Origin of the sequence: Variovorax nitratireducens, from assembly GCF_051216545.1 — a bacterium.
Classification (GTDB): Bacteria; Pseudomonadota; Gammaproteobacteria; order Burkholderiales; family Burkholderiaceae_C; genus Variovorax.
This window is the reverse complement of the sequence record NZ_JBPJZO010000003.1, coordinates 248,550-272,664: the sequence shown is the minus strand read 5'-3', so window position 1 is coordinate 272,664 and position 24,115 is coordinate 248,550. Positions and strand designations below refer to the sequence as shown.

Annotated in this window: 22 protein-coding genes; 6 read left to right on the top strand and 16 right to left on the bottom strand. The window is 67.3% G+C overall.

All coding sequences use genetic code 11. The annotated features are described in order from the left end of the window. Position 1: 1 nt before the first annotated feature. The 5 genes from ACSFA8_RS10505 to ACSFA8_RS10485 form a co-directional block, all read right to left on the bottom strand. A complete protein-coding gene (locus ACSFA8_RS10505; RefSeq protein ID WP_435479455.1) occupies positions 2-769 on the bottom strand; it encodes an SDR family NAD(P)-dependent oxidoreductase in 768 nt (255 codons plus the stop codon). After that, entirely contained in the window at positions 766-1,527 is a 762-nt protein-coding gene (locus ACSFA8_RS10500) for an SDR family NAD(P)-dependent oxidoreductase (protein WP_435479454.1), read from the bottom strand. The genes ACSFA8_RS10505 and ACSFA8_RS10500 overlap by 4 nt, the downstream gene beginning before the upstream one ends. A gap of 118 nt (positions 1,528-1,645) precedes the next feature. Beyond that, a complete protein-coding gene (locus ACSFA8_RS10495) occupies positions 1,646-2,167 on the bottom strand; it encodes a nucleoside deaminase (protein WP_435479453.1) in 522 nt (173 codons plus the stop codon). Beyond that, entirely contained in the window at positions 2,164-3,195 is a 1,032-nt protein-coding gene (locus ACSFA8_RS10490; protein WP_435479452.1) for an ABC transporter substrate-binding protein, read from the bottom strand. Before ACSFA8_RS10490 ends, ACSFA8_RS10495 begins: the two co-directional genes overlap by 4 nt. Positions 3,196-3,355: 160 nt before the next feature. Then, positions 3,356-3,484, bottom strand: coding sequence for a hypothetical protein (locus tag ACSFA8_RS10485; RefSeq protein ID WP_435479451.1), 129 nt, complete (start codon positions 3,482-3,484; stop codon positions 3,356-3,358). Between the two features lie 90 nt (positions 3,485-3,574). Here ACSFA8_RS10485 and ACSFA8_RS10480 point away from each other — a divergent pair, with 90 nt between their 5' ends. Together ACSFA8_RS10480 and ACSFA8_RS10475 are read left to right on the top strand one after the other, a co-directional pair. Then, on the top strand, positions 3,575-4,651 hold the full coding sequence (locus ACSFA8_RS10480; protein WP_435479450.1) for an aromatic ring-hydroxylating dioxygenase subunit alpha: 1,077 nt from the start codon (positions 3,575-3,577) through the stop codon (positions 4,649-4,651). A 105-nt stretch (positions 4,652-4,756) separates the two neighbouring features. Continuing rightward, complete coding sequence (locus tag ACSFA8_RS10475) at positions 4,757-4,978, top strand: hypothetical protein (protein ID WP_435479449.1); 222 nt, start codon at positions 4,757-4,759, stop codon at positions 4,976-4,978. Positions 4,979-4,997: 19 nt separating this feature from the next. On the opposite strand, the gene ACSFA8_RS10470 is transcribed toward ACSFA8_RS10475, so the two are convergent. Both ACSFA8_RS10470 and bglX read right to left on the bottom strand, forming a co-directional pair. Next, complete coding sequence (locus ACSFA8_RS10470) at positions 4,998-5,633, bottom strand: DNA-3-methyladenine glycosylase I (protein WP_435479448.1); 636 nt, start codon at positions 5,631-5,633, stop codon at positions 4,998-5,000. 2 nt (positions 5,634-5,635) lie between these two features. Continuing rightward, complete coding sequence (bglX, locus tag ACSFA8_RS10465) at positions 5,636-7,930, bottom strand: beta-glucosidase BglX (protein WP_435479447.1); 2,295 nt, start codon at positions 7,928-7,930, stop codon at positions 5,636-5,638. A 212-nt stretch (positions 7,931-8,142) separates the two neighbouring features. On the opposite strand from bglX, the gene ACSFA8_RS10460 reads away from it, so the two are divergent. Beyond that, positions 8,143-9,711 (top strand): glucan biosynthesis protein G, encoded by a 1,569-nt coding sequence (locus tag ACSFA8_RS10460; protein ID WP_435479753.1) that lies wholly within the window; start codon positions 8,143-8,145, stop codon positions 9,709-9,711. 13 nt (positions 9,712-9,724) lie between these two features. On the opposite strand, the gene ACSFA8_RS10455 is transcribed toward ACSFA8_RS10460, so the two are convergent. After that, a complete protein-coding gene (locus ACSFA8_RS10455; protein WP_435479446.1) occupies positions 9,725-10,192 on the bottom strand; it encodes a winged helix-turn-helix transcriptional regulator in 468 nt (155 codons plus the stop codon). A gap of 130 nt (positions 10,193-10,322) precedes the next feature. On the opposite strand from ACSFA8_RS10455, the gene ACSFA8_RS10450 reads away from it, so the two are divergent. Continuing rightward, positions 10,323-11,621, top strand: a complete 1,299-nt coding sequence (locus ACSFA8_RS10450; protein ID WP_435479445.1) for a D-amino acid dehydrogenase — start codon at positions 10,323-10,325, stop codon at positions 11,619-11,621. A 23-nt stretch (positions 11,622-11,644) separates the two neighbouring features. Here ACSFA8_RS10450 and ACSFA8_RS10445 read toward each other — a convergent pair whose 3' ends face one another. The 8 genes from ACSFA8_RS10445 to ACSFA8_RS10410 all read right to left on the bottom strand — a co-directional run bounded on the left by ACSFA8_RS10445 (position 11,645) and on the right by ACSFA8_RS10410 (position 21,605). Further along, complete coding sequence (locus ACSFA8_RS10445) at positions 11,645-13,123, bottom strand: NAD-dependent succinate-semialdehyde dehydrogenase (protein ID WP_435479444.1); 1,479 nt, start codon at positions 13,121-13,123, stop codon at positions 11,645-11,647. Between the two features lie 139 nt (positions 13,124-13,262). Continuing rightward, the gene (locus ACSFA8_RS10440; protein ID WP_435479443.1) at positions 13,263-14,348 is read right to left on the bottom strand and encodes a tartrate dehydrogenase; all 1,086 of its coding nucleotides are present in this window, start codon (positions 14,346-14,348) and stop codon (positions 13,263-13,265) included. Further along, a complete protein-coding gene (locus ACSFA8_RS10435; protein ID WP_435479442.1) occupies positions 14,345-16,006 on the bottom strand; it encodes an ABC transporter ATP-binding protein in 1,662 nt (553 codons plus the stop codon). Before ACSFA8_RS10435 ends, ACSFA8_RS10440 begins: the two co-directional genes overlap by 4 nt. Beyond that, a complete protein-coding gene (locus tag ACSFA8_RS10430; protein WP_435479441.1) occupies positions 16,006-16,911 on the bottom strand; it encodes an ABC transporter permease in 906 nt (301 codons plus the stop codon). The genes ACSFA8_RS10435 and ACSFA8_RS10430 overlap by 1 nt, the downstream gene beginning before the upstream one ends. Before the next feature lie 10 nt (positions 16,912-16,921). Beyond that, positions 16,922-17,878: an ABC transporter permease gene (locus tag ACSFA8_RS10425; RefSeq protein WP_435479440.1), complete on the bottom strand. Its 957-nt coding sequence runs from the start codon at positions 17,876-17,878 to the stop codon at positions 16,922-16,924. Positions 17,879-17,918: 40 nt separating this feature from the next. Further along, entirely contained in the window at positions 17,919-19,544 is a 1,626-nt protein-coding gene (locus tag ACSFA8_RS10420; protein WP_435479439.1) for an ABC transporter substrate-binding protein, read from the bottom strand. Positions 19,545-19,615: 71 nt separating this feature from the next. Then, complete coding sequence (locus tag ACSFA8_RS10415; protein WP_435479438.1) at positions 19,616-20,908, bottom strand: NAD(P)/FAD-dependent oxidoreductase; 1,293 nt, start codon at positions 20,906-20,908, stop codon at positions 19,616-19,618. 31 nt (positions 20,909-20,939) lie between these two features. Next, positions 20,940-21,605 (bottom strand): haloacid dehalogenase type II, encoded by a 666-nt coding sequence (locus tag ACSFA8_RS10410; RefSeq protein WP_435479437.1) that lies wholly within the window; start codon positions 21,603-21,605, stop codon positions 20,940-20,942. 535 nt (positions 21,606-22,140) lie between these two features. Here ACSFA8_RS10410 and ACSFA8_RS10405 point away from each other — a divergent pair. Both ACSFA8_RS10405 and ACSFA8_RS10400 read left to right on the top strand, forming a co-directional pair. After that, positions 22,141-23,019, top strand: a complete 879-nt coding sequence (locus ACSFA8_RS10405) for a GNAT family N-acetyltransferase (RefSeq protein ID WP_435479436.1) — start codon at positions 22,141-22,143, stop codon at positions 23,017-23,019. A gap of 121 nt (positions 23,020-23,140) precedes the next feature. Then, entirely contained in the window at positions 23,141-24,073 is a 933-nt protein-coding gene (locus tag ACSFA8_RS10400; RefSeq protein ID WP_435479435.1) for a 2-hydroxyacid dehydrogenase, read from the top strand. The last annotated feature ends 42 nt before the right edge of the window (positions 24,074-24,115 follow it).

Sequence of the window (24,115 nt, the reverse complement as noted above, 5' to 3'; positions counted from 1 at the left end):
TTCAAAGAAGGGACGAGCTGACGCCGCCATCGAGGACGAAGCCGCTGCCGTTGGAGAAGCTGGAGCGCTCCGAGGCCAGGAACACGGCCAGGTGCGCCACCTCTTCGGGCGTGCCGTAACGGCCCTGGCGCTGTGCAACGACAGCGTCGAAGTCGGGGATGCCCAGTTGTTGCTCGAACTCGTGCTTGTGCGCGTTGACCAGTTCGGTGCCGATGAAGCCCGGCAGGATCGCGTTGACGCGAATGTTGTGCGCGCGCAGTTCGATGGCGGCCGTCTGCGTGAGCGACACCACGCCGGCCTTGGCCGCAGCGTAGCTGCCGATCAGCGCGCAGGCCGCCTTGGCCGTGACCGAGGCCATCGTGATGATGTTGCCGCTGCCGGCCGCCACCATCACCGGTGCGGCGTAGCGGATGCAGAGGAACACGCCGTCGAGGTTGACCGAGGTGACCTCGCGCCATTCTTCGTAGCTGGTGCTCGCCAGCGGGGCGACGCGCGCCACGCCCGCGTTGGGCACCATGATGTCGAGCCGGCCGTGCTGCTTGACTGCTGCCGCCACCAGCGCCTCGACCTGCGCCGGCACGCGCACGTCGCAGGCCACGGCGGTCGCGCCGGGCAGCGATGCCGCCACCTTCTGCGCCGCAGCGGCATCGATGTCCGACACGATGACCTTCGCGCCCTCGGCCGCGTAGGCCCGCGCTACCGCTTCGCCGAGGCCGCGGCCGGCGCCGGTGACGATGGCGATCTTGTCTTGAAGAAGCTGCTTGCTCATAGCAATCCGGCAGACAGGCCGCCGTCCAGGATGTAGTGGGAGCCGGTCGTCCAGCTGGCGGCGTCGGAGGCGAGGAAGGCGGTCATCTCGGCCACCTCTTGCGGGGTGCCCAGGCGCAGCTGCTTGACCGCGACCAGCGCACTGAACGGCACGCCGACGATGGCTTCGACCGTGGGAATCAACCGATCCACCATCGCGGTGCCCACGAAGCCCGGGCACACTGCGTTCACGCGGATGCCCGCGGGGCGCAACTCGGCCGCGGCGGTGCGCGTGAGCTGGATCACCGCCGACTTCGACGCCGCGTAGGAGCCGAACAGCGGTACGCCATTGGTGCCCGCCAGCGACGAGATGTTGACCACTGAGCCCTTGCCCGACGCGACGAGCGCACCGAGCGAGTGCTTCATGCCGAGGAACACGCCCATCACGTTGATGTTCATGAGCCGGCTGACCTCTTCTTCGGTCTGGTCGAACAGCGGCTTGACGATCTCAATGCCGGCGTTGTTGATCAGCGTGTCGTAGCCGCCGAAGGCGGCAGTGGTGGCCTCGACCGTGCGCGCCCAGTCGGCGGCCTTGGTCACGTCGCAGCGCACGGAGCGCGCCTGCGGGCCCAGTTCGGCGGCGGCCTTGGCGGCGCCGGCCTCGTCGATGTCGGCCAGCATCACCTGCGCGCCGCGCTCGACAAACAACCGGGCGATCGCGAGGCCGAGGCCCTGCGCCGCACCGGTGACAAGGGCCTTGCGGCCCTGCAGTTCGATCATCTGTGTCTCCTCCGCCTGTGTTCGGCGGTGGAGGCATTCAACCAGCGGGAGGCGCGGCTGGCCGCCCACCTAAAGGTTGGTTTTTCGTGCTGCAACGCAGCACGACCTCACGCGATGCTCAGGCCTTCCAGGCGCCCACGTGCGCCGCGCTGGCCTCGTCGATCAAGGCCGGCCCGATGCATTCGATGGCGTGGGGCGAGGCGCGAAACACGTCGCGGCACGACAGTTCGGCGTCGCGCTGATCCTGCCGCTCGCCGCGGAACACGCGCAACCGCTCGGCATCGATGCCGAACACCACGCGGCCGATGTTCGACCAGAAGATCGCGCCGGCGCACATCACGCAGGGCTCGCCCGATGCGTAAATCGTGGCGCCGGCCAGCGCGTCGCGCGAGAGGCCCTTGCCGGCCAGCGCGCGCACCGCGTTGATTTCGGCATGGGCGGTGCAGTCGCCGCTTTCGGCGGTGCTGTTGTAGGCCTCGCAGATGATCTCGTTGGCGGCCGAGACGATCACGGCGCCGAACGGGCGATTGCCGCGGCGTGCGGCCGCATGCGACCAGCCGATGGCCTTGCGCAGGTAGCGGCCGTCGCGCTCGTCGAGTGTGGCTTCTTCGGTGAGGGCGGTGGTGTTCCGTGGATTCATGCTTTGATGATCATGCGTTCGCTGCGCGGCGGCAGCATCGAGGTGTTGAAGATGGCGTCGGCCGAGGGCTTGACCTTGAGCCCGAACACGTCGACCACCTCATCGACCTGCTGTTCGAGCGTGAGCTTGCGGATGTCGCCGAGCCCATGGTCGCGCGTGTCGGCCGCGCCGACGTACTGGGCCGTGACGTTCCAGCGATCCAGCTCGATCTTCTCGTCGAGGATCGGCTCGCGCTGGCGCATGGCCGCGATCGACGGACCGGGGTTGGCAAAGGTCTCGACGATCGCGCGGTTGGTGGCGCGCAGGAAGGCAGCCACGGCCTTCGGGTTCTGCGCGACCAGGTTGCTGCTGGCGAGGATCGCGTTGCCGTAGAGGTTGACGCCCGCATCGGCGTACTTGAGCAATGACAGATCTTCGGCCTTCATGCGTGCGAACAGCGAGATGGCCGAGTCGTGAAAGTAGGTGGCGGCATCGACGTCGCCGCGCACCATGACGTTATCGCGCGCGCTGAAGTCCGTGGTCTGCCAGGTGAAGGCGTCGGGCTTCATGCCCAGCTTGCGCGCCACCATGGGCCAGGCGCGGCGCGTCGACTCCACCGCGGCGGCCGCGACCTTCTTGCCCTGCAGGCTCCTGAAGTCCCCGGTCACGCCGCGATCCTTGCGGCCGATGATCACGAAGGGCGCGCGGTTGTAGTACTGGTACACCGCCTGCACCACGGGCGTGCCCGGGTTCTGTGCGTTGAACTCCACCAGCGAACTGATGTCGCCCAGCCCCAACTGGTAGACGCCACTGGCGATGCGGGTGATGGAGGCGACGGAGCCGGCGCCGGTGTCGATCGTGACGTCGAGCCCTTCGTCCTTGTAGTAGCCCTTGCTGTGGGCCAGGAAGAAGGGCGCGGTCTGGCCGTTGATGCGGAAGTCGAGCGTGAACTTCAGCGGCATGAGCTTGCCGCTCTGGGCGAACACGGAGGGGGCGGCGGCCGCGGCTGCGGCGCTGCTGGCGACAACAAGAAAGGAACGGCGTTGCATAGGAGGCATCTTGGAAATCTCTGGTCTTGAATCCCCCCGCACGGAGCAGAAAGAGGGGCGCTTCAAGAGCAATTTCCGGGCGGCGCACATCGATGGTGCGTGCGCTGCTGAACGCTTCTACTCTTGCCGCCCGTGATGCACGAGGCGTGCCAGCGCCGCTTCAGGGCCGGCGAGCCGAGACGGTCTGGCGCGACCAGTAGACGCCGGCCAGGCGATCCAGCCGCACCTCGCCGCCGGTGGAGGCGAACGTCGACGCGGATTGCGCCACAATCGGGCGCGCAATTTGCATGGCATGTTGCGCAGAGTAGAAGCGTTCAGCCCTCGCGGTCGGAAATTGCTCTTTGAAGTTCGTACCCCACGCACCCAAAGGAGTCCCCGCATGCTCGTCACCAGACAACCCGTCTTCCGCAAATTCTGGCACGCCGTGATGCCACTCACCGCGCTGGCGAACGGCCCCAGGCCGTTCCGGCTGCTCGGCGAAGACATCGTTCTCTTCCTCGATGCCGACGGCCAACCCGCCGCCTTGCGCGACCGCTGCTGCCATCGCACCGCGAAGCTCTCTAAAGGCTGGTGTCTCGACAGCGAAGGCAAGGCCTGCGGGCAGGGTGTCATCCAGTGCGGCTACCACGGCTGGACCTACGACCGCAGCGGCCAGGTGATCCGCATCCCGCAATACGAGGCCGACCGCAAGATTCCGCCCGACTACAAGACCACGGCCTACCACTGCACCGCGCGCTACGGCTATGCGTGGGTGGCGCTGGAAGACCCGGTTGCCGATATTCCGGCGGTGCCCGAGTTCGACGCCCCCGGTTGGCGCACCATCCACCAGTTCTACGAAGAGTGGCAGACCAGCCCGATGCGTGCGCTCGAGAACTCGTTCGACAACTCGCACTTCAGCTTCGTGCACCGCGCGACCTTCGGCGTGGCCGCGAGCCCGAAGCCGAGCAAGTACAACCTGGTCGAAAACGAATCGGGCTTCTGCGCCGAGACCGTGATCGAAGCGGTCAACCCCGTCAAATTCCACGCCATCAGCGGCGTGGCAGACCCGATCACCACGCGCCACATGCGCAACGCCTACTTCCTGCCGTTCTCGCGCCGGCTCGACATCGAGTACCCGAGCGGCATTCGCCACATCATCATCAACTGTTTCACGCCGATCGACGACACGCGCATGCAGCTGTGCCAATGGCTGTTCCGCAACGACACCGAAGAACAATGCGCGGCGCAGATGCTGATCGACTTCGATGAAGAGATCACGCGCGAGGACAAGGACATCCTCGAATCGACCGACCCGGACGCATTGGTCGACACGCGCCGCCGTGGCGTCGAATACTCGATGGAGTCCGACAAGCCCGGCATGCTGATCCGCAAGCACCTGATGCAGTTGCTCGCGAAGCATGGCGAGGCCGAGGTCTACCGGGGCATGCAGGTGATTCCGCTGGCCCAGGCGGCCTAGCAATTAATTCACGACTCGGCGCGGCGATTGGTGTCGGGTGGATTCAATCGACAAAGTGGGCACCAGTTCACATGTGCCTCGGGCATGCGGCACCAGAATGGCTGCATGACCGAGCCAGCAAAACTGTCCGACCGCGAATTGGTAAGGCGTGCCCAGCAATGGCGCAGGCAGTCCCTGTACGGCGCGCGCAACGCCAGCGACCACGCGCGGGAGCACGAGGCCGAGATGCGGCGCCGTTTCGGAGGCAGCAGCACGCTGGCTGCGCCGCTGGTGACGCTTAAGCTGCCGCTGGCACGGCGCCCCCGCCCGTGGTGGCGTGTGTGGTAAGTACCGCGGTTCAGGTTGACTAGCGCGGCACCACCAGCGTTGCGCGCGCCGCCAGCGCCGGCCCGCGCGCATGGCAACCCTCGAGGTGATCGTTGACCAGGCCCATCGCCTGCATGAACGCATACATCGTGGTCGGCCCCACGAATCCCCAGCCGCGCTTCTTCAGATCCTTTGACAGCGCCACCGATTCCGGCGAGGTGGTCATGGCCTTGAGCTGCGGCAGGGTCAGGTGCCTCGGGCGCGACGCCGGGTCGGGCTCGAAGCGCCAGGCATAGGCGGCCAGCGAACCATGAGCCTCGCGCAGTTCGAGCACGCGCCGCGCGTTGTTGAGTGCCGATTCGATCTTGCCGCGATGCCGCACGATGCCGGCGTCGGCCAGCAGGCGCGCCACATCGGCCTCGCCGAAGCCGGCCATCTTCTCGGCATCGAACTGTGCAAAAGCGCTGCGGAATGCCTCGCGCTTGTTAAGGATGGTGAGCCAGCTCAGTCCGGCCTGGAAGCCTTCGAGGCACAGCTTTTCGAACAGGCGCCGGTCGTCCGTCACCGGAAAACCCCATTCATGGTCGTGGTAGTGCTGGTAGGCCGGCGTGGCGGCACACCAGCTGCAACGCGGGCGGCCGTCGCCGCCTTCGAACAGCCCGGCCGGGAGTGCCATGGCTATTGCAGCTCGAAGCTCTTCTGCTTCACTTTCTCGGAGTCCAGCCCGATCTGCACCTCGAACTGGCCGGCCTCGGCCACATGGCGCAACTGGGCATTGAAGAACTTCAGCTTCTCCTCGTCGATGGTGAAGCGCACGACTTTTTCCTCGCCGGCCTTGAGCATCATCTTGCGGAAGTCCTTGAGCTCCTTGACCGGGCGCACCACCGATGCAGCGACATCGCGGATGTAGAGCTGCACCACCGTCTCGCCATCGCGCGCGCCGGTGTTACGCACCGTCACGCTGGCCTCGAGCTTGCCGTTGCGGGGCAGCGTCGCGCTCGAGAGCGTCACGTCCGACAGGCTGAAGTCGGTGTAGCTCAGGCCATAGCCGAACGGGTAGAGCGCGCCGTTGGGCTCCTCGAAATACTGCGAGGTGTAGTTGCCCGGCTTGCCTGGTGTGTAGGGACGGCCGAGCCGGGCGTGGTTGTAGTAGGTGGGGATCTGCCCCACCGAGCGCGGGAAGCTGATGGGCAGCTTGCCCGACGGGTTGTAGTCGCCGAACAGCACGTCGGCGATCGCGTTGCCGCCCTCGATGCCGGTGTACCAGGTCTCGAGGATCGCGTCGGCTTCCTTCTGCTCGCGCTGCAGCGCGAGGGGCCGGCCGTTCATCAGCACCAGCACCAGCGGCTTGCCGGTGGCCTTGAGCGCCGTGATCAGGGCGCGCTGGCTTGCGGGCAGGTCGAGGCTGGTGCGGCTCGACGATTCGTGCGACATGCCGCGCGTCTCGCCCACAGCGGCCACCACCACATCGGCCCGGCGCGCTGCCTTGACGGCCTCCGCGATCATCGCGGCCGGCTTGCGTTTGTCCTGCGTCACCTCCGGCGAGTCCCAGTTCAGGAAGTTGAGGTACTTGACGATCTCTTCGTCGCCCGTGACATTGGCGCCGCGTGCATAGAGCAGGCGCCCCTGTTTGCCCACGACCGCGTTCAGCCCGGCGCGCAACGTGACCTGGGCCTTCGAATCACCGGCGGCCGACCAGCTGCCCAGCATGTCGATCGGCGCGTCGGCCAGCGGCCCCACCAGCGCGACCGTGGCGGACTTCGAAATCGGCAACGTCTTCTTGCGGTTCTCCAGCAGCACCATCGACTTGCGCGCCACGTCGCGCGCGGCGGGGCGGCTCAGGCGGCTGTCGGCCTTGAGGTCGGGCGGATCGTCCGCGGCGACGCCGATGCGCACATAGGGGTTCTGGAACAGTCCCATGTCGTACTTGGCGCCGAGCACTTCGCGCACCGCGTTGTCGATCTCCTTTTCGCTGACCTCGCCCGACTTAACCAGGCCCGGCAATTCCTTCTGGTAGACCGAGTCGGCCATGCTCATGTCGATGCCGGTCTTGATGGCGAGCTTGGCAGCCTCGCGCTCATCCTTGGCCACGCCGTGGCGGATCAACTCGACGATGGCGCCGTGGTCGCTGACCGTGACGCCCTTGAAGCCCCAGTCCTTGCGCAGCAAGTCCTGCATCAGCCAGGTGTTGGAGGTGGCCGGCACGCCGTTGATCGAGTTCAGCGCGACCATCACGCCACCCGCGCCCGCGTCGATGGCGGCGCGGTAGGGCGGCAGGTAGTCCTGGTACATGCGCATCGGGCTCATGTCGACCGTGTTGTAGTCGCGGCCGCCCTCGACGGCGCCATACAGCGCAAAGTGCTTCACGGCGGCCATGATGTTGTTGGGCCCGATCGGCAGGCTGCCCTGGAAGCCCTTGACGGCCGCCCGGGCGATCTCCGACACAAGGTGCGGGTCTTCGCCGAAACCCTCGGAGGTGCGGCCCCAGCGCGGATCGCGCGAGATGTCGACCATCGGCGCGAAGGTCATGTCGGCCCCATCGGCGCTCGTCTCCTTGGCCGCCGTGCGCGCCATCGTCGTCACGGTTTCCATGTCCCAGCTCGACGCCAGCCCCAGGCCGATCGGGAAGGTGGTGCGATGGCCGTGGATCACATCGAAAGCGAAGAACATCGGGATCTTCATCCGGCTGCGCTTGGTCGCCGCGTCCTGCAACTGTCGGTTGTGCGGGCGGTTCACCGAATTGAAGGTACCGCCCACGCGGCCAGCCGCGATTTCATCGGCCAGTTGTGCGATCGGCATCTCCGGCCCGATGCTGATCAACCGCAGTTGCCCGATCTTCTCGTCGAGCGTCATGCGCGAGATCAGGTCGGAGATGAAGGCCGGCTTGTCGCTCAGCGGCGGGGGGGTGGTCTGGGCCGCCGCGGGCTGGCAAACCAGCGCGGCGACCAGACCCAGCAGGTACAGTGATTTCATTCGATGATTGGTTCAGGCCTTGCGAGTGTCCGACGGTCTTTCGCGGCGCAAAGATGCTGATGGTGTCGCAGAAAAGCGCAGTCTACTGTCAGCCATCGCCGCGCTCTGGCCCCGTGGCTCCCGAATCGCTCGCCCGGTTGATACATTGGGGTTTGTTCTATAGGAGAAGTTTCGTGGTTCCTACTGCCGCCAAGCGCGTCGCGCGCACCGGAATGCTGCCCGCATTCCGGTGCTTCGCGGCCGCCTCCCTGCTGCTCTGTGCCGCTCAGGCCCATGCGTTCTCGCTCGAAGATGTGGTGGGCCGCGCCCGGGTGCTGATGTCCGCTCCCTACGTTGCGCCGGTCAGCAACCTGCCCCCCGTCTTCAGCCAGATGCAGTTTGCCGACTACCAGAAGATCCAGCCGCTGCCGCAGCGTTTCGAGTGGCGCGACCAGCCCACGCCGTTCAAGCTGAACTTCTACCATCAGGGCATGCAGTTCAATGCACCGGTGGCGATCCACCAGATCGTCGACGGCAATGTGCGCGAGATCGGCTACGACCCGCAGCGCTTCGATTTCGGCAACCTCGCGTTCGACAAGAACCAGACCAGCAAGCTCGGCTATGCGGGCTTTCGCGTGCTCTACCCGATCAACCGCGAGGGCAAGGAAGACGAGATCATGAGCTTCCTCGGCGCCAGCTATTTCAGGGTGATCGGCAAGGGCCAGACCTATGGCCTCTCGGGCCGCGGCGTGGCGATCGACACGGCGCTGCCGAGCGTCGACAAGAGCCAACCCACCGCGGAGGAGTTTCCGAACTTTCGCGAGTTCTGGATCCAGCGGCCGTCGGCGCAGGATCAGCAGCTGGTGATCTATGCGTTGATGGATTCCCCCCGCGTCACCGGCGCCTACCAGTTCACCCTGCGCCCCGGCGCCGACGCGGTGCTCGATGTCAAGGCGCGGCTCTTCATGCGCGGCACGGTCGGCACGCTGGGCGTGGCCCCGTTGACCAGCATGTTCCTGTTCGGCCCCAACCAGCAGTCCGACAAGCGCAACTACCGGCCGGCCATTCACGACTCGAACGGCCTGGCCATTCATACCGGCAGCGGTGAGCGACTGTGGCGCCCGCTGAACGATCCGCGCAATCTCACGGTGAGCAGCTTCATGGTGAACAACCCCAAGGGCTTCGGCCTGCTGCAGCGCGGCCGCGAGTTCTCGCGCTTCGAGGACATCAAGGATCGCTACGACCTGCGTCCCAGTGCTTGGATCGAACCGCAGGGCGACTGGGGCCGCGGCAAGGTTCAGCTGGTGGAGATTCCGACCGCGGACGAGACCAACGACAACATCGTGGCGTTCTGGACGCCCGAGGTGCAGCCGCAGGCCGGCGAAGCGCTGCAGTACGACTACCGCATGCACTGGACGATGGACGAGCCCGCGCTGATGGACAAGAACCTGGCCTGGGTGCGGCAGACCTTTCACACCACCGGCGAGCTGCTGCAGTCCAACCTGATCCGCCAGCCCGACGGCACCACCGCATTCCACGTCGATTTCGAAGGCCCGGTGCTGGCCGGCCTGCCGCCCGACGCGGTGGTGAACGCGCAGGTCAGCGTCAGTGCCAATGCCGATCTGGTCAGCAGCGCGGTCGAGCGCAACCCGGCCATCAATGGCTGGCGCGTCACGCTGCGGATGCGGGTGAAAGACCCAGCCCAGGCGGTCGAGCTGCGCGCTGCGCTGGCGAGCGGCAACAAGACACTCAGCGAGACCTGGAGCTACCAGCTGCCGCCGGGTGGGAGCGCGGCGCAGTAAGCGCCGCGTGAATTCACCGGTCGATTCGCAGCGCCAGGGTTTCCTTCACTTCCTCCATCACGACATAGCTGTGCGACTCGGCTGCGACGGGCAACTTCTTGAGGATGTCGCCGAGCAGCCGACGGTACTCGCTCATGCCGCCGAGCCGCGCCTTGACGAGGTAGTCGAAGCTGCCGGAAACCAGATGGCATTCCTGCACGTCCGGCACGTGCAGCAGTTCCTTTTTCACCTTGTCGAAAACGTCGCCTGACTTCGAGGCGAGCTTGATTTCGACGAACACCAGCAGCGTCTTGCCCAGCGCCTCGGGCGACAGCCGGGCGTAGTAGCCGGAGATCACGCCGTCGCGCTCCATCCGCTTCACCCGCTCGGTGCAGGGTGAGGTCGACAGACCGATCTGGTCGGCCAGCTCGGTCATGGTGATGCGTCCCTGGCGCTGCAGGATGTCGAGGATCTTGCGGTCGGTACGGTCTAACTCTGCCATGTCACTTTCTCCAGTGCGGATGCACCAAAAAGACAAGAAAAATCACTGAGAATCACCAGAAGTTCAGGTGAATCTACTGGATAGCCAGTAATAGAGTTGACCAGATCTACTCTATCTGACGGTTGTACTAATGAAAGTCATGGTTTTGGGCGGCGGTGTCATCGGCACCAGCACGGCGTACTACCTCGCGCGCTCGGGGGCAGAGGTCACGTTGTTCGATCGACGCGAGGGCCTGGCCCTCGAAACCAGCTTCGCGAACGCCGGGCAGGTGTCGCCCGGCTACTCCACGCCGTGGGCCGCGCCGGGCATTCCGCTCAAGGCGCTGAAGTGGATGTTCCAGAAGCACGCGCCGCTGGCCATCCGGCTCGACGGCAGCCTGTTCCAGTTGCGGTGGATGGCACAGATGCTCCGCAACTGCTCGCCGGAGCGCTACGCGATCAACAAGGAACGCATGATGCGCGTGGCCGAGTACAGCCGCGCGTGCCTGCAGCAGTTGCGCGTCGACACCGGCATCCAGTACGAGCAGCGCACCGGCGGCACCTTGCAGCTGTTCCGCACGCAGGCCCAGCTCGACGCGGTGCAGCGCGACATTGCCGTGCTGCAGGAATGCAACGTGCCGTACCAGCTGCTCACGCGCGACCAGCTCGCGCAGGTCGAGCCCGGCCTGGCGCAGGCGCGCGATCGCCTGGCCGGCGGCCTGCGTCTGCCGAACGACGAGACCGGCGACTGCCATCGCTTCACCAACGCCTTGGCCGAAGTCGCGCGCGGCCTCGGCGTGAACTTTGAACTGGATCGGCCGGTCGATGGCCTCGTCATGGAAGGCGGCCGCATCGCAGGCGTGCGCGCGGGTGGCCAATTGCTGAAGGCGGATCGCTACGTGCTCGCCTTCGGCAGCTACTCGCGCCAGGCGCTGGAGCCACTCGGCATCGACCTGCCGGTGTACCCGGTCAAGGGCTATTCGCTGACCGTGCCGCTGGTCAATCCGGCGCTCGCGCCGCAGTCCACCGTGCTCGACGAGACCTACAAGATCGCCGTCACGCGCTTCGATGACCGCATCCGCGTTGGCGGCATGGCCGAGCTCGGCGGCTACGACCTGCGGCTCGATCCGCGTCGCCGCGCCACGCTGGAACTGGTCGCGAACGACCTGTTTCCGGGGGGCGACGTATCGCGTGCCACCTTCTGGACCGGCCTGCGCCCGATGACGCCGGACAGCACGCCGATCGTCGGCGCCACCCGTTATCCGAACCTGTTTCTCAACACCGGCCACGGCACGCTCGGCTGGACCATGGCCTGCGGCTCCGGCAAGCTGATTGCGGACATGGTGACAGGGCAGCGCCCGGACATCAGCACCGAAGGCCTGTCCATCGACCGCTATGCGCGCAGGGCGGTGCGTGGCCTGTCGGCGTCCCCCGAGGCCGCGCCGGCCTGAACGCGCAGGCCGCGTTCTATTTTTTAAAGCTGGCCTTGGCAGACGTACTTGACGTGCATGTAGTCGTCCAGGCCATGCACTGAGCCCTCGCGTCCGTAGCCCGATTCCTTCACGCCGCCGAAGGGCGCCGCCTCGGCCGCCAGCGCGCCTTCGTTGATGCCGACGATGCCGGACTCCAATGCGTCCGCCACGCGCGCGATGCGGCGCACGTCGGTCGAATAGAAGTAGGCGGCCAGGCCAAAGGGCGTGTCGTTGGCGGCGGCGATCACCTCGGCCTCGGTGTCGAAGCGGGTGACCGGCACCACCGGCCCGAAGGTTTCCTCGCAACTGCATTCCATGGTCGCGTCGGCGTTCACCAGCACGGTAGGGGCGTAGTAGTTCGGGCCGTCGCAGCGCGAGGAGCGCAGCCGCTCCCCACCGACGACCACGCGCGCGCCGCGTGCGACGGCGTCGCGCACATGGCGATCGATCTTGTCGACCGCGCGTGCGTTGATCATCGGGCCGATCTGCGAGTCGGCCTCGGTCGCGGGCCCGACCTTCAGTGCGCCAACCCGCGCGCCAAGTTTCTCGACGAACGCATCGTGTACCGCGGCCTGCACGAAGACGCGGTTCGGGCTCACGCAGGTCTGGCCGCCGTTGCGGAACTTGGCGGCCATCAGGCCCTCGACCGCGGCATCGACATCGGCATCGTCGAACACGATGAAGGGCGCATTCCCGCCGAGTTCGAGCGACAGCTTCTTGAGCGTGTCGGCCGAGCGCCGCGCCAGGTGCTTGCCCACTGGCGTGGAGCCCGTGAACGTGATCTTGCGCACGCGAGCGTCGTCGAGCCACGCATCGACCACGCCCGGCGTGCGCTCGCGCGAGGCAGTCACGATGTTCAGCACGCCGGCCGGCACGCCCGCCTCCTGCGCCAGCTTGACCAGCGCAAGCGAGGTGAGCGGGGTGTCTTCGGCCGGCTTGCACACCACGGTGCAGCCGGCCGCGAGTGCCGGCGCGATCTTGCGCGCGATCATGGCGGCCGGAAAATTCCACGGCGTGATCGCCGCCACCACGCCGACCGGCTCTTTCAAGGCCATCATGCGACGGCCCGTCACCGGCGCGGGGATCACCTCGCCGTTGGCGCGCGTGGCCTCTTCGCCAAACCATTCGACGTAGCTGGCGGCATACAGCACCTCCCCCTTGCCTTCGGCCAGCGGCTTGCCCTGCTCGTGCGAGATCAGGCGACCCAGGTCGTCCTGGTGGGCGAGCATCAGGTCGTTCCAGCGCTTGAGGATCTGTGCGCGTTGCTTGGCGGGCACGGCGCGCCAGGCCGGGTAGGCGGCATGCGCCGCATCCACCGCGGCGCGCGCATCGGCGGCCGTGCCGTCGGGCACGCTCGCGAAGACAGTGTCGGTGGCGGGGTCGGTCACGTCGAGGCGGCGCCCATCGCTCGCCTCGCGCCATTCGGCGCCGATGAGGTGGGTGCCGGGCATCAAGTCCTGGCGCTGGAGAGTCAGTGGCATGGTCGGTTCAAGGTTCGTTGAATGTTGGAAAGGAGGCCCTTCCAGAAACACCGCGGAACCGGCTTTGCCGGGCCGCTGGTGTTGCCCCCGGAGAGGGGGTTGGCGTAGCGACACGAAGTGCGCGAAGCCTGGGGGTGAATCAACCAGCGACGCGCTCGGCGATGGCTATGCCCAGCTCCGTCGTGGAGGCCGTGCCGCCGAGGTCGCGCGTGCGCGGCCCTTCGCGCAGCACCGCCTCGATCGCGGCGACGATCGCGTCGTGTGCGGCACGCCCGATGCCCTGGCCTTGCGTGAGGAAGTCCAGCATCAGCGCGCCTGACCAGATCATGGCGATCGGGTTGGCGATGTTCTGGCCGTAGATGTCGGGCGCCGATCCGTGCACCGGCTCGAACAGCGACGGGAATTTGCGATCGGGGTTGAGGTTGGCCGACGGCGCCAGGCCGATGGTGCCGGTGGTTGCGGGCCCGAGGTCGGAAAGGATGTCGCCGAACAGGTTGCTCGCAACCACCACGTCGAAGCGCGTGGGCTGCAGCACGAAGCGCGCCGACAGGATGTCGATGTGCTGCTTGTCGACCTTCACCTCGGGGTAGTCGCGGCCGATCGCATCGGCGCGGCCGTCCCACCAGGGCATGCTGATCGCGATGCCGTTGCTCTTGGTGGCCACGGTCAGGTGCTTTTTCTCGCGCGCCTGGGCGAGCTCGTAGGCGTACCTGAGCACCCGGTCGGTGCCGTGGCGCGAGAACACCGATTCCTGGATCACGATCTCGCGCTCGGTGCCCTCGTACATCACGCCGCCGAGCGAGGTGTACTCGCCCTCGGTGTTCTCGCGCACCACGAGGTAGTCGATATCGCCGGGCTTGCGGCCTGCCAGCGGGCAGGGCACGCCCTCGAACAGGCGCACCGGGCGCAGGTTGATGTACTGGTCGAACTCGCGGCGGAACTTGAGCAGTGACCCCCACAGCGATACGTGGTCGGGCACCGTCGCGGGCCAGCCTACAGCGCCGAAATAGAGCGCATCCACGCCCTTGAGCTGCTCCTTCCAGTCGTCGGGCATCATCTGGCCGTGCTCGGCGTAGTAGTCGCAGCTGGCCCATTCGATGGTGCGGCAATCGAGCTCGAAGCCGAAGCGCTCGGCCGCAGCCATCACCACGCGCAGGCCCTCGGGCATCACTTCCTTGCCAATGCCGTCGCCGGCGATCAGTGCGATTCGGAATGTGGGGGTCATGTCTGTGCCTCTCTGCTTGATGGGGCGGCTGCTTTTGCCGATGTGGCCGCCACGCGATCCATGTCGTCCAGCCAGCCGCGGCGCAGCTCGGGCACGGAGCGCGCGAGCAGTTCGTAGTAGGGGTGGTGCGGCCCGCGCTCGTAGTCGACCCGCGCCACTTGCGAGAGCTTGCGCCCGTGTTGCATCACCACGATTTCGTCGCACACCGAACGCACGGTGTGCAGGTCGTGGCTGATGAACAGGTAGGACACGCCGAGCTCGCGCCGCAGCTCGGCCATGAGGTCGAGCACCGCCGCGGCAACCACGGTGTCCAGCGCCGAGGTCACCTCGTCGCAGAGGATCAGGTCGGGCTCGGCCGCCAGCGCGCGCGCCAGGTTGACGCGCTGCTTCTGCCCGCCCGAAAGCCCGCCCGGCAGGCGGTCGGCCACCGAATGCGGCAACTTCACCAGATCGAGCAGTTCATGGATGCGCCGCTTGAGCGGTTCGCCGCGCAAGCCCTTGTAGAACTGCAGCGGTCGCGCCAGGATGCGCCAGATGGTCTGCGACGGGTTCAACGCCGTGTCGGCCATCTGGAAGACGATCTGGATGCGGCGCAGCTCCTCGGGGCTGCGCTGCTGCAGCGTGGGCTTGAGTGCGTGCCCGTCGAAAGTGACGCTGCCGTGGCAGGGCTTCAACAAGCCTGCGACCGCGCGTGCCAGCGTGGTCTTGCCGGAGCCCGACTCGCCGATCACGCCGATGGCCTGCCCGCGGTAGAGCTTGAGGTTGATGTCCTCGAGGATGAGCTTGGCCGGTTGGCCTTTCGCGTCCACTGCGCCGTAGCCGCATGAAAGCTCGTGCACGTGGAGCAGCAGCGCGGAATCGCCCGAGGTCTGGCCCGACGCGCGCACCGCGGGCCGCGCGGCTGCCAGCAGGCACTTCGTGTAGTCGTCGACCGGGGCCGAGAGAATCTGCTCGGTGGCGTTCAGCTCGCTCATCTTGCCGTTGCGCAGCACCAGGATGTGGTCGGCCATTTGCGCCACCACGGCCAGGTCGTGGCTCACGTACACGGCGGTGGCGCGGCGCTCGCGCACCACGCGGCGGAAAGCGCGCAGCACTTCGATCTGCGTCGTCACGTCGAGCGCGGTGGTCGGCTCATCGAGAATCACCAGGTCGGGGTCGCCGATCAGCGCCATCGCCGCCATCAGCCGCTGCAGCTGGCCGCCGGAGACCTGGTGCGGATAGCGCGCGCCGATGTTTTCCGGATCGGGCAGCGCAAGCTCGCGGAACAGCTGCACCGCCTTCGCCTCGGCCTCGGCCCGCTTGCACAGGCCGTGGATGACGGTCGGCTCGACCACCTGGTCCATGATCGTGCGCGAGGGATTGAAGGAGGCGGCCGCGCTCTGCGCGATGTAGGAGACCGTGCGGCCCCGCAGCGAGCGCTGCCGCGCGGCATCGAGTGCCAGCACGTCGGTGTCGCCGATCTGCACCCGGCCGGCCGAGATGCGGCAGCCGCTGCGTGCATAGCCCATCAGCGCCAGCGCGGTGGTGGTCTTGCCGGAACCCGATTCGCCGATCAGCGCCAACACCTCGCCGGGCTGCACGGAAAAGCTCAGGTTGTCGACCAGCGTGCTGTTGCCAGCCACGATGCTCAGTCCCTCGACGGTGAGTGGGGCGCCCATCAGCGTGCTCCTCTTTCGCGGGCCGTGCGGCCCGGCAGGTTGTCGATGACGAGATTGACGGCGATGGTCAGGCTCGCGATGGCCAGCGCCGGCACGATCACCGAGGCGCCGCCCATGGCCAGCGCGCCGATGTTCTCGCGCACCAGCGAGCCCCAGTCGGCCGCGGGCGGCTGGATGCCCAGGCCCAGGAAGCTCAGACTCGCCAGCAGCAGCACGACGTAAACGAAGCGCAGACCCAGGTCGGCCAGCATCGGGCCCAGGATGTTGGGCAGGATCTCGCGCAGCATGATGTAGAGCGTGCCCTCGCCGCGCGTGCGCGCCACGGTCACGTAGTCGAGTGCGTTGATGTTGACGGCCAGCGAGCGCGCCATGCGGTAGGCGCCCGGCACGTAGATGATGCCCGCCGTGACCACCAGCATCGGCACCGCGGAGCCGAAGCCCGCCACCATGATGAGCGCGAACATCTTGCTCGGGATCGCCGTCAGCGTGTCAAGGCCGCGGCTGAGCACCGCGTCAATCCAGCGGCCGCTGGCCGCGGCCAGCAGCGCGAGCGTGATGCCGGTACCGCTTGCCAGCAGCGTGGCAAACAGCGCGACGCCGATGGTGTAGCGCGCCCCCTCGATGATGAGCGCCAGCATGTCGCGCCCGAGGTAGTCGGTGCCCAGCCAGTGCTTCGCGCTGATCGGCTCGAAGACGTTCGAGGTGCCCACGGTCGCCGCACTGTGCGAGAGCAGCCAGGGCCCGAGCAACGCCGCGAGCAGCCAGAACAGCAGCACTGCGAGGCCGAGCAGGCCGGATGGGCCGAAGCCGGTGAGCCAGCGCAGCGGGCCGCCTCGGCGCTCTTGCGGCGTTGGTGCCAGGGAGGCGGCGGCGCTCACGACCGTTGAAGAGGTGGACGTTTCCATGGTGCTTTCCTCAACGGTGCCGCAGCCGCGGGTTGGCAAGGATGCCGAAGATGTCGGCCGTCGTCACCAGGATCAGGTAGGCGCAGCAGAAGATCATGGCGCAGGTCTGCACCAGCGGCATGTCGCGCTGCGACACGCCGTCGACCATCAGCTTGGCGATGCCGGGGTAGTTGAAGATGGTCTCGACGATGATCACGCCGCCGAGCAGGTACGACAGGCTCAGCGCCACCGCATTGGCGATCGGTCCCACCGCATTGGGCAGCGCGTGTGCCAGCACCATGCGCATCGGCGAAGCGCCCTTGAGCCGCACCATCTCGATGTAGGGTGCCTCGAGCTGGTCGATCACCGCGGCGCGCGTCATGCGCATCATCTGCGCCACGATCACGCAGCACAGCACCAGCACCGGCATCGCGAAGGCGCGCAGCAGCTGGCCCAGCGACTCGATGTCGTTGACGAAGGAGAGCGCCGGCAGCCAGCGCAGCTTGACTGCGAACACCAGCACCGCCAGCGTCGCGACCAGGAACTCCGGAACCGACACCACGCCCACCGCCGTCGTCGAGGCGGCGCGGTCGAACCACGAGCCGCGCCATACCGCCGAGGCGATGCCGAGCGCCAGCGCGATCGGCACCGAGAACAGCGCCGTGACGGCGGCCAGCAGCAGCGAGTTGGGCAGGCGGCTGGCGACCAGCTCGGCCACCGGCATCTGCGTGGTTGCGGAGCGGCCGGAGTCGCCCTTCAACATGCCGAGCAGCCACTTGGCGTAGCGCTCGGGCGCCGGCACGTCCAGGCCCATCTGGGCGCGCAGCGCGGCCACCGCCGCGGGCGTGGCGTCCTGGCCGAGCTGCTCCTGCGCGGCATCGCCGGGCAGCACCGCGGTGATCGAAAACACGATCACCGACACCGCCAGCAGCGACAGCAACGCCAGCGCGATGCGCTGGGCGAGAAGCTTGAGGATTAATTGGTTCATCTCTGTGCTCCGTGGGGCGAGACGAGTGGCCGGGCAGGCGTCAAGCCTCCAGCCACACGTTCTCCGCGAAGTTGTAGCCCATCAAGCCGCCCAGCGGGATGGGCGACAGGCCCTTGAGCTTGGAGGTATGGCCGTCGAGGCTCGAGAGGAACAGCGGAATGCCGATGCCGGCATCCTGGTGGATCATGGTCTGCATGTCGGCATACATCTGCTTGCGCTTGGCCAGGTCGGTCTCGGCGCGCGAGGCCAGCAGCAACTGGTCGAACTTGTCGCTCTTCCAGCGCGACTCGTTCCAGGCCGCGCCCGACTGGAAGAACTGCGTCAGCAGCACGTCGGCGCTCGGGCGCGGGTTCACGTTGCCGAAGCCCACATGGCTGTTGAGCCAGTGGTTCGACCAGTAGCCGTCGGCCGGCATGCGCTTGATGTCGATCTCCAGCCCCGCGCGCTGCGCCGTCTGCTGCAGCAGCAGCGCCATCTCCACCGAGTACAGCGCCGCGGGCGAAGCCACCATCGGCACCTTGCCCGTAACACCGGATTTTTGCAGGTGGAACTTCGCCTTGTCGAGGTCGAAGGGGCGCTGCGGCAGGCCGGCGAAGTAGAAGCGGTTGGTCGGATCGATCGGCTGGTCGTTGGCGACCACCGCGTAGTCGAGCGCGATGGTCTTCTTCATCTGCTCGCGGTCGAACAGGTGCTTCATGCCGAGCACGAAGTCAGGGTTGGCACCGGGGCCCACGTCCTTGCGCATGATGAGGTCGGAGTACTGGCCGGACTGGGTGACCAGAATGCCGAAGCCGGGCGTACCCTTCACGCGCTCCACCGAGCGCGGATTGACCGAGCCCACCAGGTCCATGCCGCCCGACAGCAGCGCGTTGACGCGCGCACTCTCGTCGCCGATGCCCACGAACTCGATCTCGTCGAGGTAGGGCTTGCCGGGCTTCCAATAGGCGTCGTTGCGCACCATCAGCGAGCGCACGCCGGGCTTGAATTCCTTGAGCTTGTAGGGCCCTGTGCCGATGCCGGCGTTGAAGTCGGTGGTGCCTTCCTTGACGATCTGGAAGTGGAAGGTGCCCAGGATCACCGGCAGGTCGGCGTTCGGCGCGCTGAGCACAAAGGTCACTTCGTTGGCGCCGGTGGCCTTGGCGCTTTCGATCTGGTCGGCGAGCACCTTGGCCTTGGAAGCGGTGGCCGGGTCCTTGTGGCGCATCACCGAGAACACGACGTCGGCCGGCGCGAGCGCCTTGCCGTCGTGGAAGGTCACGCCCTTGCGCAGCGTAAAGACCCAAGTCTTGGCGTCCTTGGTGGTAAACGATTCTGCCAGCGCGGGCTGCGGCGTGAGGCTGGAGTCCAGCGAGGTCAGGCCGTTGAAGATCATGTTGCAGCGCGAGTAGTCGGTCTGGTTCGACTGCTTGGCCGGATCGAGCGTGTCGGTCGCGGCGGCAGTGGCGCCGGCGACGCGGATGCGCCCGCCCTTCCTCGGCGTCTGCGCATGGGCCGACATCGCAGCGCCCGCGATGCCGCCGGCCAGCGTTGCCTGCATGCCGCCGGCCATCAGCATTGCGAGGATGTCGCGCCGCGTGGCGCCGCGCCGGAGCGACTCCATCATGCGAAGGCTCTCGTCGGGGCCGACGAGGGTTTCGAAGCGCTTGTTGCCGTTGCTGTCGTTCATGGTGGGGTACTCCTGATGAAGCCTGTAGTTGAAGAACTCGGGGACAGAAAGCAGGGTGATGCGGATGGCGCTCAGGCCAGCCGATCCTTGAGCGTGTAGTAGAGGCCGACTGCCGGCAGGAACCAGGGCGGGCCGAAGTGCCCCGGGATTGCCGGCCACTTGCGGCCCTCCCAGGGGTTGGCGTTCGCATCGCCGGCCATCACGGCGGCCATGCGCTCGCCCATATGCACCGACATCTGCGTGCCATGGCCGCTGTAGCCCATCGCGTAGTAGAGGCCGTCGCGTTCGCCGGCGTGGGGCAGGCGATCCTGCGTCATGTCGACCAGGCCGCCCCAGCAGTAGTCCAGCCGCACGGCGCCGAGCTGCGGGAAGATCTGGGCCAGCCCGGCGCGCAGGATCTCGCCGCTGGCGGCATCCGATTGCGGGCTGGAGATCGCGAAGCGCGCACGCCCGCCGAACACCAGCCGGTGGTCCGTGGTAAGCCGGAAGTAGTGGTGGATGTTGGCCACCGTTGTGTAGGTACGCCGCGCGGCCAGCAGGGCCTGCGCGCGCTCGGCGCCCAACGGCTCGGTGACCACGATGAAGCTGCCTATCGGCACGATGCGCCGGCGCAGCCAGCCGAAGCTGCCGTAGCCGCCATGGCGCGAAGCGCCGGTGGCCAGCAGCACCTGCTGCGCGCTGACCGTGCCTCGCGCGGTGTAGAGCCGGTGCGCAAAAGACCGGCCCACGCGCTCGATGCGCCCTACGGCGGTGCCGAGGTGGATCTGCGCCCCGCTGCGCTGCGCGGCGGCCGCCAGCCCCTGCGCGAAGCGGCCCATGTGCATCTGGCCGCTGCGCTTGTAGAGCAGGCCGCCCTCGAAACGCTCGCTCTGTACTTCGGCATGAACGCGCGCCGCGTCGAGGATCTCGACGTCGGTATCGACGCCATCGTCGATGAGGCGCTGCGCGCTGCGCTGCAGGGTTTCCATCTGGTGAGCGCGCGTCGCGAGCTTGAGCTTGCCGTGCCGCATGAAGTCGCAGTCGATGGCTTCTGCGCGCACCAGCCGTTCCACCGTGTCGACCGCGTCGTCGTAGGCGTGGTACCAGGCCCGGGCGCGCGCCACCCCCACCCTGGCCGCGACCTCGGCGTAGTCGACCGCCAGGCCGTTGTTGACATGCCCTCCGTTGCGCCCCGACGCCTCGGCCGCGACGCGGCTGCCGGCTTCGAGCACCGCGACGCGCGCACCGCGCTTGGCGAACGCCAGTGCCGCCGAGAGCCCGGTGAAGCCGCCGCCGACGATGGCGACATCGACCTGCGCCGGCAGCTCGGCCGCCGCCGGTACGAAGGCCGGCGCCGAATCGGTCCAGTAGGAGTCGAGCTTCATGGCGTGGTGAGACTTGGCAAGTCGTGGGGGATCAGAGGCCGACGACGCCCGGCAGGCCGCCGATGTCCTTGATCTCTACATAACGGTAGGCCGGATTGCCCGGGCCGTGGCCGCGGTTCACGAAGACCTTGTTGACGATGCCCATGTCGTCCGCCGACATCAGGTCGTAGCGCAGGCTGGAGGACACGTGCAGCACGTCCTCGGGGTTGCAGCCGAGCGAGTCGATCATGTATTCGAAAGCCTGCAGCCGCGGCTTGTACGCCTGGGCCTGCTGGGCCGTGTAGACGCGATGGAAGGGCGCACCGAGCATTGCCACGTTCTTCTGGATCTGGTCGTCCGAGGCGTTTGACAAGATCACCAGCGGAATCTCCTTGGCCACGATGGCAAGACCGGCCGCCACGTCGTCGTGCGGGCCCCAGGTCGGCACCGCGTCATAGTATTTCTGCGCGTCGGCGTCGATGTACTGGATCTTCCACTTTTTGCACAGGCGCCGCACAGCGTTCTTCAGCACCACTTCGTAGGGCTGCCAGGCGCCGAGCACCTCGTCGAAGCGGTAGGACGTGAAGTCAGCGGCGAACTGCTCCATGCGTTCGGCGGGGATGCGGTCGGCAAAGATCTCGCGCGTCATCTCGCTCATGCGAAAGCGCGTCAGGGTGCCGTAACAGTCGAAGGTCACGTACTTCGGGCGAATTGTCATGGTTTCCAAGCCTTTATCAAATCGGTTTCCGACCGGTGCGGGCCGCTGCCATATACGGCATTTGCGACAAACTCATTACGAAGTGATTGCAGCATGCAGCCGTGCCGGCGTCGTTGGGAAATCGGGCGGCTGGCGCATCGAAGCTGCGGTTTCGAGGTGGCCTGGCGGCATGGCGTGCGGTATGCATCCGCGCGTGCTCGCATGCACCTCAATGCGTCGCGGCAACGTCGACCAGCACGCTTTTGAAGCGCAGGTCGGCCGCGACGGTCTGACGGGATGTCGAGAGGATCGAAGGCGTGCATGAAGTAGGGGCTGGTGAAGGGATGCAGGAGTGGCCGGCGCGGTGCGGTCGATGCTAGGCAGGTTGCTGCGGCATTTGTGTGCGTATGCGGGTGCGGCACGGCAGCGAATTGCAAAACCCCGGCGTGCGGCAGACGAAGCTTGCGAGTTGCGGCGCAAGGCGATTTCGGTCTGGTGCCGAGGCCCGATGTCGTCCAAGATGGGCCGCATTTCCGTTCGTTAGGAGAGCTTGCCGATGCCCGATCAAACCCAGGATGTCGCCGTCGCCGACGGTGTGTTGCTAAGACCGATGACCCCCGCCGACCTGCCACAAGCGCACGCACTGTCGGCCGAACTGCGCTGGCCGCATCGCCCGGCCGATTGGGAGCAGGCATTCGCGCATGCCGAAGGCTTCGTCGCCGAGCGCGACGGCGAGATCGTCGCCACCGCCCAGCGCTGGCGCTGGGGTGAGAGCCACGCGACCATCGGCCTCGTGATCGTTACGCCGGCCTGCCAGGGCCGGCGCGTCGGGCACCGGTTGATGAGCGCGCTGCTCGAGGGCCTTGATGCGCACACCGTGCTGCTGCATGCCACCGCCGCGGGGCAGGGCCTCTATGAGCGACTGGGCTTCGTGCGCGTCGGCGAAGTGCGGCAGCACCAGGGCATTGCGCTGTCGGCGCCACTGGTCGAACTCCCGCAGGGATGGCGCCTGCGGCCGGCCGGCCTGAACGAGACCCCGGCGCTGTGCGCACTGGACGCCGCGGCGCGTGGCATGCCGCGCGATGCGCTCATGGCCGACCTGTTGGCCACCGCCGAGGCCTGTGTCGTGCTCGACCACGACAACGCAGCGCGGGGCTTCGCGATGCTGCGCCGCTTCGGGCGCGGGCATGTGATCGGCCCGGTGGCGGCGCCCGACGCCACGGGCGCCAAGGCGTTGATCGCGCATCTGGTCGGTTTGAGTTCGGGCAACTTCACGCGCATCGACATCGATTTCGCCAGCGGACTGGCGGAATGGCTCGAGGACGTCGGCCTGCGGCGCGTGGATGCGCCGACGACGATGGTGCGCGGCACCCCGCTCGCCGTGGCGCCGGACGGCCCCTTCCTGTTCGCGATCGTGACCCAGGCGATGGGATGAGGTGAAGCTCTCCCCCAGTCTTCGCGCACTTCGTGTCGCTTCGCCAACCCCCTGCCGGGGGCAACACCGGCGGCCCGGCAAAGCCGGTTCCGCGGTGTTCCCGGACTGAGTCCCTCACACCATGCACACCACTTTTCTCTATAAATCCGATCCGGAGCGCGGCCGCCAGTGGGCCGAAGTGTTCCGGCGCCGCGCACCCGCGATCGACTTCCGCATCTGGCCCGACATCGGCGACCCGGCGCAGGTGCGCTTTCTCGCGGCTTGGGAGCCGCCGGCGGACCTGTCCAGCCGGTTTCCGCGGCTCGAGGTACTGTTCTCTTCCGGCGCGGGGGTCGACCAGTTCGACTTCGCCGCGCTACCGCCTGCGCTGCCGGTGGTACGCATGGTCGAGCCCGGCATCGTCGGCGGCATGGTCGAGTACGTGACACACGCGGTGCTCGGCCTGCACCGCGACATGCCGCGCTACCGCCGCCAGCAGGCCGAGGGCTTGTGGCAGCCGCTGCCGGTGCGGCCCGCCGGGCAACGGCGCGTTGGCGTGCTCGGCCTCGGGTCGCTTGGCCAGGCGGTGCTGGCACAACTGGTCGGGCTGGGTTTCGACTGCGCGGGATGGAGCCGTTCGCGGCACGCCGTCGACGGCGTGGCATGCCATGCCGGCGCGGATGGCCTGCCCGGCTTTCTTGAGCGCACCGACATCCTGGTGTGCCTGTTGCCCCTGACTGATTCGACCCGCGCTTTTCTCGACGCAAGGCTGTTCTCGATGCTGCCGGCTGGCGCCGGGCTGGTGCAGGTCGGCCGCGGGCCGCAGCTGGTCGATACCGACCTGTTGTCCGCATTGGACAGCGGGCAGATCAGCGAGGCCGTGCTCGATGTGACCGACCCGGAGCCACTGCCTGCGGCCCACCCGTTCTGGCGCCATCCGCGCATCCAGCTCACACCGCATATCGCGAGCATGACGCAGCCGCTGAGCGCAGCCGAGGCGGTGCTCGACAACCTGCGCCGCTTCGAAGCCGGCGAGCCGATGGTCGGCCTGGTCGACCGCAGCCGGGGTTACTGAGCGCCAGCAGGATGTGCTGTGGCAGGGCGCATAACCGCAGGC

Coding starts and splice junctions, on each gene's coding strand:
- ACSFA8_RS10505 (WP_435479455.1), bottom strand. CDS start 769: ATGAGCAAGCAGCTTCTTCAAGACAAGATCGCCATCGTCACCGGCGCC.
- ACSFA8_RS10405 (WP_435479436.1), top strand. CDS start 22,141: ATGCCCGATCAAACCCAGGATGTCGCCGTCGCCGACGGTGTGTTGCTA.
- ACSFA8_RS10500 (WP_435479454.1), bottom strand. CDS start 1,527: ATGATCGAACTGCAGGGCCGCAAGGCCCTTGTCACCGGTGCGGCGCAG.
- bglX (WP_435479447.1), bottom strand. CDS start 7,930: ATGAAATCACTGTACCTGCTGGGTCTGGTCGCCGCGCTGGTTTGCCAG.
- ACSFA8_RS10485 (WP_435479451.1), bottom strand. CDS start 3,484: ATGCAAATTGCGCGCCCGATTGTGGCGCAATCCGCGTCGACGTTCGCC.
- ACSFA8_RS10430 (WP_435479441.1), bottom strand. CDS start 16,911: ATGGAAACGTCCACCTCTTCAACGGTCGTGAGCGCCGCCGCCTCCCTG.
- ACSFA8_RS10415 (WP_435479438.1), bottom strand. CDS start 20,908: ATGAAGCTCGACTCCTACTGGACCGATTCGGCGCCGGCCTTCGTACCG.
- ACSFA8_RS10420 (WP_435479439.1), bottom strand. CDS start 19,544: ATGAACGACAGCAACGGCAACAAGCGCTTCGAAACCCTCGTCGGCCCC.
- ACSFA8_RS10450 (WP_435479445.1), top strand. CDS start 10,323: ATGAAAGTCATGGTTTTGGGCGGCGGTGTCATCGGCACCAGCACGGCG.
- ACSFA8_RS10495 (WP_435479453.1), bottom strand. CDS start 2,167: ATGAATCCACGGAACACCACCGCCCTCACCGAAGAAGCCACACTCGAC.
- ACSFA8_RS10475 (WP_435479449.1), top strand. CDS start 4,757: ATGACCGAGCCAGCAAAACTGTCCGACCGCGAATTGGTAAGGCGTGCC.
- ACSFA8_RS10440 (WP_435479443.1), bottom strand. CDS start 14,348: ATGACCCCCACATTCCGAATCGCACTGATCGCCGGCGACGGCATTGGC.
- ACSFA8_RS10490 (WP_435479452.1), bottom strand. CDS start 3,195: ATGCAACGCCGTTCCTTTCTTGTTGTCGCCAGCAGCGCCGCAGCCGCG.
- ACSFA8_RS10455 (WP_435479446.1), bottom strand. CDS start 10,192: ATGGCAGAGTTAGACCGTACCGACCGCAAGATCCTCGACATCCTGCAG.
- ACSFA8_RS10480 (WP_435479450.1), top strand. CDS start 3,575: ATGCTCGTCACCAGACAACCCGTCTTCCGCAAATTCTGGCACGCCGTG.
- ACSFA8_RS10410 (WP_435479437.1), bottom strand. CDS start 21,605: ATGACAATTCGCCCGAAGTACGTGACCTTCGACTGTTACGGCACCCTG.
- ACSFA8_RS10445 (WP_435479444.1), bottom strand. CDS start 13,123: ATGCCACTGACTCTCCAGCGCCAGGACTTGATGCCCGGCACCCACCTC.
- ACSFA8_RS10425 (WP_435479440.1), bottom strand. CDS start 17,878: ATGAACCAATTAATCCTCAAGCTTCTCGCCCAGCGCATCGCGCTGGCG.
- ACSFA8_RS10435 (WP_435479442.1), bottom strand. CDS start 16,006: ATGGGCGCCCCACTCACCGTCGAGGGACTGAGCATCGTGGCTGGCAAC.
- ACSFA8_RS10460 (WP_435479753.1), top strand. CDS start 8,143: ATGCTGCCCGCATTCCGGTGCTTCGCGGCCGCCTCCCTGCTGCTCTGT.
- ACSFA8_RS10470 (WP_435479448.1), bottom strand. CDS start 5,633: ATGGCACTCCCGGCCGGGCTGTTCGAAGGCGGCGACGGCCGCCCGCGT.
- ACSFA8_RS10400 (WP_435479435.1), top strand. CDS start 23,141: ATGCACACCACTTTTCTCTATAAATCCGATCCGGAGCGCGGCCGCCAG.